Here is a 6,805-nt window from a genome sequence, read left to right as displayed (position 1 = left end):
CGCCCGTTCTATCGGCGATGCGTGGCACGCTCATATTGCGTGTCGCCATTCCATGCTCCTTACAAAGTTGTAAGGACTCAGGTAGGCTGCGAGCGACTACACGGCTCCACTGGCGGCGTTTAGGCTTGGTCATAAGTCCCCCCAACTTGCAATGCTAAAGTCAGCTTACGGGTATTCCAAAAAGAAAGAATTTTTGGAACTTCCAAATAGAGGATCTTACTGGCTAGAATTTGATCATCACGAAAACGGGAGATCAAACCATGCAAACCGAATTTGCTACTTACCAATTTAATAACTTGCTTGAATGGCTGTGTATTGACGATAAACCTTGTGCCGCTGTGCACTGCGCGAGCGCTAAAGAACTGCGTCAACTTATTGTTGAACTTGGCAGCTATACGCATATTGAGCGCAGAGTGGTGGTTAATCGCTTGTACCAACAACAAAACACGGCTTTGTTGGCGCTGATAGCATTGTGCTATGTACGGGCTAATTATGTGCATTGTGTGGCTCCTGTAAGTTCGGTAACTCAGTTATTAGTAAAGTGGTTACTTAGCCCTTACGAGGCCAAAAGCTGCTGAAGCTGGTTAACGCCTTGCTCTCTGTTAATCAGCCCTCTTGGTGGGCTTACTGTGACATTGGGGAAAACATCACAGGTCTCTTTACCTATGATCTTGGCAATAGCATTAGCGACCTTTTGAGACTTAGTGTGCCCACAAACGACACCTGAAACAGTTGCGAGGCTAACACCTAGTGCATCAGCAACCATAGAAAGCGAATAGCCTTCGTTTGCAATAGCTTGTTTAATTTCGGAGGATTTCATAGTACATTACCTTTTTGAGTAAACCTTTTACCTGAACTTTGGCGAGTGAAAATAAAAGGTTTGGTTAATTGTTAGGCTAAGTATAGGGTTCACATGTGAACCCTGTCAACATGAATTCCCATATATGAACCATAAATTAATTGAAGAACGAGAGAGACTAGGCCTCCAACAAAAGCAAGTCTATGATTCTATTCAAGTTGGTAAGTCCACCTATTACAGGTGGGAAAGTGGTACCCCAATACCTTCAGACAAGTTAACTGAACTAGCGAAGTTAGGATTTGATGTTGGCTATCTAGTAACAGGCAAACGTACTCAGATCCAGGAAGATGGAGTTGTTTGCTTTAGCAAGCAAAATATTCAAGAAGCTCTGACTGCGTTTTTATACAATACGGCTGAGTTAGGCTTGCTGACGAAGTCACCAGATGCGAAAGTTGAATCTTTGGTAAATATGGCAATGTTTAGTTTGTTTCGAGAGATTGGAGAGGTGTATCAGCCAGAGGTAATAGAATCAAAAAGTAGAAGCTCAAAGTAACCCTCTACTTTTTTTTGCTGAACTCAATAAGGTTTGATGGTTTTGTATTTTTATAACTCGACTCACAAAGAATGTTGAAGGCATCAGCCTCATCTTTCCACTCAACCAACGCCATATATTTTGTAAATTGGTCGTTCATGCTGTCAATATCTCTTCTTTGTCTAAGTAGCACATAAGCTTTGGTTCCCAGTCTATCATCCTGAAAAGCATCACTGTTCACGTAGTCTTTTGGACCTCCTCGCAATTTAACAGAGGCCATCATAATTGTTATGCTCAATATTATTAAACCGGAAAAATATATAAGACTAAACATTTTGATTCCTTGGCTTGAGTTTATATTCCCATAGATAACCGACTAACGGTAAAGCGATCAACGAGCTTATCGCCAGATTCCCTGAATTAATTCCCAGTGTGTATAACGTGCTTAAATGGTGCGTGCCGAAAATTTCTAGCTCAAAGAATCGAGCTATTTGAAGGAAGCCCAACGCTGAATACGCAAACATAACACTCAGTGATGTGAAACCGATACAAGCTTTATGTCTAATATGAGCGTAGTAGATCACAAATATACACAAAACATCTAAAGTTGCCCAAGTACCGTACCAAAACACTAGATTGTCCCTCGATGCAGAGACAATCTCATTTAAATAGGGTTCAATCCTAAGGTTCAAGAATTGAGAAAGAACCCAGACTGCCGAAGCTATGTAATAAGAGCGAGAACCGATTTTCAAACAATACATCACCAATGGTGCAATTACTGAAATCAACCAAATCCATGTATTTATCTCATGTAGCTTGTTTAGGTAATCTGGGAACATGTTTACAACTCAACTTACTTCTTATTATCGCTTTTCAAACCTGCATAATATTGGACTTCTGGAGCTTCCACAGCTTTAGTCTTTGCACCAGGATCATTCCCGCTGCCATTACCACCAGTAATCAAAATCAACGTTCTTTTATTAAGAAGCTTGATAGTACTTTTGCTAGATTTTTTTATGTGCATTTTTAAAAACTCCTGTAGTTGGGAGCTATCAGCTTAACACTTTTTAAATGGATTTATTTTAAACTAGATTAAAAATGGGAACGGAGGGTTGGGCTCTCCTGCCACGTTACTACTGGTTACTCAATCCATTAACTCAACTATAACATTTGACAAATGTTAGGCAAACAGTTTTGTGTTTATTTTCGGAATAATTTTACTCATTTGCGACAGAGCGCCCGTATTTAGCGTTATGATGCGATACTTTGGCAACGGACAATACCCAGATTTTCGGGTGGTTTAATCAACTTTGATTTAACAAATGTGATTCGCCATTGTAAATTTCAGGAATTATTTGTATGTTTTATTAGTCAATTACATTTGATTCAACTAAAAGGACTTATTATGAAATACTACATCATCGCTCTGCTGTGCCTAGCGGGCGTATACCTCATGATCCCTACTAATGTTTCTGGTGATGCTTACATACTCACACAGTCTCGTAGCACCGTGCCGATGCCCTTAATTAAGGTAACAGCTTACGACTATGACGAATTTAATGAATTTCTCGCAAACCAGCGCCATTACGCCACAATCAACTGCGGCGTTGTTCCTACTCAAAGCGACTTAATGGATTTGCAAATAGCGATGGTAAGAAACCCGCATAAGCGCAAAGATTATAATAAGGCCAAAGACCTTGTTAATAAGTGTGCCTTGGAGACTTTGCTAATTGATAAAATACAGTTAACCCCAATTGCTTCGGCAATCACAGACAAAGAAGGAAAGTTCTCCATGTCTGTGGGTCGCAAAGATGTGGTGTTGCTTGCTAAAGGCTCTCGGGATGTTTTTGGCAACCTTGAAGAATATATTTGGATTAAACCTGTTAGCTTGGGCTTTGGGTTCAACTATACGGCCGACTTAGACAATACCGGTATTATTGAAGATCGGCATATCTCAACAGTTAGCTTGTAATTTTTTAATCCAGTTTAAAATACACTCACTAACGCTATTGGCACTCTATCAGCACAGCCTGATGGAGATGCCAAATGATCACACCTCAACAACTCGAACATTACCGCCAACTACCCAATATTGCCGCTGCGTTGCGTGGCTACAGTGATGCGTTTTGCCGTAGCGTGTTAACCATTTTGTATTTAGAGGGCGGCTTGCGTGACGATGGCGGCCTAAACGATGTGGCGTCTGACCGTGGCGGCCTAACTAAATTTGGCATTAGCCAGCGCGCATACCCTCGACTCGATATCGCCAACCTCACCATTGACCATGCTATACGACTGTACTATCGCGACTATTGGGAACCGATGCACTGCGATGAGTTAAACAGCGGCGTGGCACTCATGCTCTTGGATGGCTCCGTACAACATGGACTAAGCGGCATTACACGGATAGTACAGCGTATTGCAGATGCTGAGGTGGATGGCGTATTTGGCTCACGTACGCTCAAAAAATGTCAGTCAATTTTGCCCAACCTATTTATTAGCCAGCTGATCAGCCGCCGCGCCCGTAAATATGCGCGCATTTGCCTAGATGACAATAGCCAAACCCCTAACCTAAATGGCTGGATGAACCGCCTAAGCCATATCACTGAACGCTGTTATGCCGAGGTGTACTGTGGGGCGTAACTGGGAGTGGAGCTATAAACAAGGCCGCATAAAACGATTAAAGGCTGAGGTTGCCGCACACCAGAACGGCGAGCCATTTGATGCCAACCAAATTCCACTGCACAGCTACGACGGCACGATGCAGTCCAAATTCAAACGTGGTTGGCAGTCTGTTTGTGAAACTGACATTCAATGCCGACTAAACGGCCATAACACCTATCAACAAGTGCGACAGCGCCTCGCCAAACAATTTGGAGCGCGTCATGAGTGATTGGGTGGGACTAGGCACCGTGGTTGGCAATCTATTGGATGATGTTTTTACATCCGATGAAGAACGCCAGCAACTCGCCAACGAGCTTGCAAAAATCGACAACCAACGCCACGCACAGGTGCTGGCTCTTGAGGGCCGAATCGTTGAGCTACAGGGCCAGGTGTTGGCTGCACAATCTCAAATTATTACCGCTGAAGCCAAAGGCGAAAGCCGCCTGCAACGCTGCTGGCGACCTATCACCATGTTGACGTTCTTGGTGCTCATTGTACTGGACTCGTTCGGCGTGCTGGCGTTTAGGCTCAGCGAGCAAGCGTGGGAGCTGTTGCAGCTTGGTATTGGCGGCTACGTGATTGGGCGCACCGTTGAGAAAGCCGCCCCGGGAGTAAAAAGCATGGCTGTTTCAGCCATTCAAAATCTAAGGAAACCTAATGGACGTAGTTGATCAAGCGCAGCGCTTGGCTGAGCAAGATTTAGAGCGTGCGCTCAATAAAAACAAAGCCAATTTTGTTGGCCCAGATGTCGATTTTAATCACTGCTTGGAATGTGGCATTGAAATTCCAAAGGCGAGACGTGATGCAATTCATAGCTGTAAGCACTGTGTGGATTGCCAAGAGCTGTTAGAGCGACGAGCCAAACACTACAGGAAGCCATGATGGAGTTTTTACTTGAATGGTGGAAGCAAATGCTAGCCGCTGGTGTGGTAATCGTTGGCGCAGGCTCTATTGCATGGCTAAGAGCCACATTTGTGAGCCGAGCAAAGCATGACGAGCTTGAACGGCGTGTACATGCAGTGGAGCGACGAGTTGAAGACATGCCAAGTGCTGAAGACTTTCATGGATTAGAGAAAAGCCTACTCGAAGTAGGCGGCAAGATCGACGCACTTTCACCTCAATTAGTCACGTTGCAAAACACAACATCACTACTGATGGAAAACGAATTACGAGGAACTAGACATGGCAGTGATTCATAGCTCATGCATATGCGGCAACAAACTGACTCTTTTAACCCAAGAAGACCAGAACATGACATCTCTAGTAGATTTTCAGCTGGTTACAACAGCTGACTATAAAAAGGGTAAAGTCGATTACGTGCTATTCGTATGCACTTGGTGTGACACCCGTGTAGAGAAAATCATCCACCGATTCAACACAACGGAGTAAACCCATGCCAATAATTGAATTAATGGCTGAACACCAGCGGATCAGTATTTTGATCTCATTGAACGAATCCCCTGACTACGGCCTAAACAGCAGCATATTGGGAGACATTTTAGACCGCTACGCTATCGGCTGTAGCCGTGACCAATTGCATACCCAACTAAATTGGCTGGAGCAAAACGGTTACGTATCAATTGACCGTTTAAGTAACAATACTTGGGTTGCCAGTATTACTCAGACTGGTGCTGATGTTGCTACAGGTCGTAGTGTTGTTCCTGGTATTAAACGCCCTGGTCCTCGGAGTAAGTAGCCATGAGTGATGCTGTACGCAGAGGCAAGCCCAGTAAGATAGATGCGTTGCCAGAAGACATCAAGAAGAAGCTAGACGAAATGCTACGCGATAGTGGCAATTCACAAGCTGATATTTTGGTTGCTGTAAATCAGCTAATTCTCGATGCGGGCATGGATGAGGAGGCAACCATTTCGCGCTCTGGCCTCAGTCGCCATGCCCAAAAGACTGAGGCTATTGGCAAGCGTTTACGAGAGCTACGCGAGACAACCAAGGCACTTACTGCGGAGCTGGGTGATAAACCTACGGGCGACACCACAAAAATGATCTTAGAGATGGGCCGCTCACAACTATTTACCGCCATGCAAAAGCAAATGCTCAACCCAGACGACAATGACGACGTTGATATTGGCATGATTAAAGACGCCATGCTGGCCGCTCAACGTTTAGAAGCTACAGCTATGAAGGCTCACCAGCGTGAAAAAGACATCCGCAAAGCATTCGCTGAAGAAGCAGCAAACGCCGTAGGCGATGAGTTACGCGGTGAGGACGGCATGAGCGAAGAGCTAGAAGACAAGATCCGTGGCATATTGCTAGGTAAAGCGTAATGAGTGAAAAGCCTACATTAACGGCTACCAGCCGCCCCACCAAAATAGACCTAAAAGAGGAAATGCAACTCTACGGTGTTGACGTTCCTGATGCTGATGACTTTGAAATACCAGACAAAGCCCCCGTGTTTTTACCCTACCAACAACGTTGGTTTGAGGACGAGTCAGGGGTGTGCATTGCTGAAAAGTCACGACGTACTGGTTTAACGTGGGCGGAAGCTGGCCGCAATGTGTTAACTGCCAGCAAACCTAAAAGGCGCCACGGTAGCAACGTTTTTTATGTTGGCTCTAAACAAGAAATGGCACTGGAGTACATCGCCGCTTGTGCGTTGTTTGCCCGTGCATTTAACCAGTTGGCAAAAGCTGATGTATACGAGCAGACATTTTGGGACAGCGAAAAGAAAGAAGAGATCCTAACGTACATGATCCGCTTTCCTAACAGCGGATTTAAAATTCAAGCGTTATCAAGCCGCCCCTCAAACCTGCGTGGGCTACAAGGTGATGTGGTTATAGATGAAGCCGCGTTCCAT

Annotated in this window: 14 protein-coding genes and 1 pseudogene; 11 read left to right on the top strand and 4 right to left on the bottom strand. The window is 44.6% G+C overall.

Annotated features, from left to right (window positions below):
• Positions 1 to 119: 119 nt before the first annotated feature.
• Positions 120 to 500 (bottom strand): hypothetical protein, encoded by a 381-nt coding sequence (locus tag L1D50_RS20395; protein ID WP_239966691.1) that lies wholly within the window; start codon positions 498 to 500, stop codon positions 120 to 122.
• Positions 501 to 556: 56 nt separating this feature from the next.
• Complete coding sequence (locus tag L1D50_RS20390; protein ID WP_088531228.1) at positions 557 to 820, bottom strand: helix-turn-helix transcriptional regulator; 264 nt, start codon at positions 818 to 820, stop codon at positions 557 to 559.
• 124 nt (positions 821 to 944) lie between these two features.
• On the opposite strand from L1D50_RS20390, the gene L1D50_RS20385 reads away from it, so the two are divergent.
• Entirely contained in the window at positions 945 to 1,352 is a 408-nt protein-coding gene (locus L1D50_RS20385) for a helix-turn-helix transcriptional regulator (protein ID WP_088531229.1), read from the top strand.
• Between the two features lie 4 nt (positions 1,353 to 1,356).
• On the opposite strand, the gene L1D50_RS20380 is transcribed toward L1D50_RS20385, so the two are convergent.
• Positions 1,357 to 1,665, bottom strand: a complete 309-nt coding sequence (locus tag L1D50_RS20380; RefSeq protein ID WP_088531230.1) for a hypothetical protein — start codon at positions 1,663 to 1,665, stop codon at positions 1,357 to 1,359.
• A 519-nt stretch (positions 1,666 to 2,184) separates the two neighbouring features.
• Positions 2,185 to 2,355, bottom strand: coding sequence for a hypothetical protein (locus tag L1D50_RS20375; protein WP_157757238.1), 171 nt, complete (start codon positions 2,353 to 2,355; stop codon positions 2,185 to 2,187).
• A 381-nt stretch (positions 2,356 to 2,736) separates the two neighbouring features.
• On the opposite strand from L1D50_RS20375, the gene L1D50_RS20370 reads away from it, so the two are divergent.
• From L1D50_RS20370 to L1D50_RS20325, 10 genes and pseudogenes are all read left to right on the top strand, one after another.
• The gene (locus L1D50_RS20370; protein WP_174171143.1) at positions 2,737 to 3,303 is read left to right on the top strand and encodes a hypothetical protein; all 567 of its coding nucleotides are present in this window, start codon (positions 2,737 to 2,739) and stop codon (positions 3,301 to 3,303) included.
• A 74-nt stretch (positions 3,304 to 3,377) separates the two neighbouring features.
• Entirely contained in the window at positions 3,378 to 3,971 is a 594-nt protein-coding gene (locus tag L1D50_RS20365; protein ID WP_239966690.1) for a glycosyl hydrolase 108 family protein, read from the top strand.
• Positions 3,961 to 4,221 (top strand): hypothetical protein, encoded by a 261-nt coding sequence (locus tag L1D50_RS20360; protein WP_138521788.1) that lies wholly within the window; start codon positions 3,961 to 3,963, stop codon positions 4,219 to 4,221. Before L1D50_RS20365 ends, L1D50_RS20360 begins: the two co-directional genes overlap by 11 nt.
• Before the next feature lie 4 nt (positions 4,222 to 4,225).
• The gene (locus L1D50_RS20355; RefSeq protein ID WP_239966689.1) at positions 4,226 to 4,663 is read left to right on the top strand and encodes a 3TM-type holin; all 438 of its coding nucleotides are present in this window, start codon (positions 4,226 to 4,228) and stop codon (positions 4,661 to 4,663) included.
• Complete coding sequence (locus tag L1D50_RS20350; protein ID WP_239966688.1) at positions 4,650 to 4,874, top strand: TraR/DksA C4-type zinc finger protein; 225 nt, start codon at positions 4,650 to 4,652, stop codon at positions 4,872 to 4,874. Before L1D50_RS20355 ends, L1D50_RS20350 begins: the two co-directional genes overlap by 14 nt.
• Positions 4,871 to 5,191 carry a DUF2730 family protein gene (locus L1D50_RS20345; protein WP_239966687.1) on the top strand — a complete coding sequence of 107 codons (321 nt, stop codon included), beginning with the start codon at positions 4,871 to 4,873 and terminating at the stop codon, positions 5,189 to 5,191. The genes L1D50_RS20350 and L1D50_RS20345 overlap by 4 nt, the downstream gene beginning before the upstream one ends.
• 52 nt (positions 5,192 to 5,243) lie before the next feature.
• Complete coding sequence (locus L1D50_RS20340) at positions 5,244 to 5,381, top strand: hypothetical protein (RefSeq protein WP_239966686.1); 138 nt, start codon at positions 5,244 to 5,246, stop codon at positions 5,379 to 5,381.
• 4 nt (positions 5,382 to 5,385) lie between these two features.
• Positions 5,386 to 5,688, top strand: a complete 303-nt coding sequence (locus tag L1D50_RS20335; RefSeq protein ID WP_138581847.1) for a hypothetical protein — start codon at positions 5,386 to 5,388, stop codon at positions 5,686 to 5,688.
• Positions 5,689 to 5,690: 2 nt separating this feature from the next.
• Positions 5,691 to 6,275 (top strand): DUF3486 family protein, encoded by a 585-nt coding sequence (locus L1D50_RS20330; protein WP_239966685.1) that lies wholly within the window; start codon positions 5,691 to 5,693, stop codon positions 6,273 to 6,275.
• Positions 6,275 to 6,805 (top strand): annotated as a pseudogene (locus tag L1D50_RS20325) (hypothetical protein); the annotation flags it as partial. The gene L1D50_RS20330 and the pseudogene L1D50_RS20325, both read left to right, overlap by 1 nt.

Source organism: Pseudoalteromonas sp. Isolate6, assembly GCF_022398435.1.
Classification (GTDB): domain Bacteria; phylum Pseudomonadota; class Gammaproteobacteria; order Enterobacterales; family Alteromonadaceae; genus Pseudoalteromonas; species Pseudoalteromonas galatheae.
This window is presented reverse-complemented; position numbering and strand designations above follow the sequence as displayed.

Coding starts and splice junctions, on each gene's coding strand:
- L1D50_RS20395 (WP_239966691.1), bottom strand. CDS start 500: ATGCACATAATTAGCCCGTACATAGCACAATGCTATCAGCGCCAACAA.
- L1D50_RS20390 (WP_088531228.1), bottom strand. CDS start 820: ATGAAATCCTCCGAAATTAAACAAGCTATTGCAAACGAAGGCTATTCG.
- L1D50_RS20385 (WP_088531229.1), top strand. CDS start 945: ATGAACCATAAATTAATTGAAGAACGAGAGAGACTAGGCCTCCAACAA.
- L1D50_RS20380 (WP_088531230.1), bottom strand. CDS start 1,665: ATGTTTAGTCTTATATATTTTTCCGGTTTAATAATATTGAGCATAACA.
- L1D50_RS20375 (WP_157757238.1), bottom strand. CDS start 2,355: ATGCACATAAAAAAATCTAGCAAAAGTACTATCAAGCTTCTTAATAAA.
- L1D50_RS20370 (WP_174171143.1), top strand. CDS start 2,737: ATGAAATACTACATCATCGCTCTGCTGTGCCTAGCGGGCGTATACCTC.
- L1D50_RS20365 (WP_239966690.1), top strand. CDS start 3,378: ATGATCACACCTCAACAACTCGAACATTACCGCCAACTACCCAATATT.
- L1D50_RS20350 (WP_239966688.1), top strand. CDS start 4,650: ATGGACGTAGTTGATCAAGCGCAGCGCTTGGCTGAGCAAGATTTAGAG.
- L1D50_RS20345 (WP_239966687.1), top strand. CDS start 4,871: ATGATGGAGTTTTTACTTGAATGGTGGAAGCAAATGCTAGCCGCTGGT.
- L1D50_RS20340 (WP_239966686.1), top strand. CDS start 5,244: ATGACATCTCTAGTAGATTTTCAGCTGGTTACAACAGCTGACTATAAA.
- L1D50_RS20335 (WP_138581847.1), top strand. CDS start 5,386: ATGCCAATAATTGAATTAATGGCTGAACACCAGCGGATCAGTATTTTG.
- L1D50_RS20330 (WP_239966685.1), top strand. CDS start 5,691: ATGAGTGATGCTGTACGCAGAGGCAAGCCCAGTAAGATAGATGCGTTG.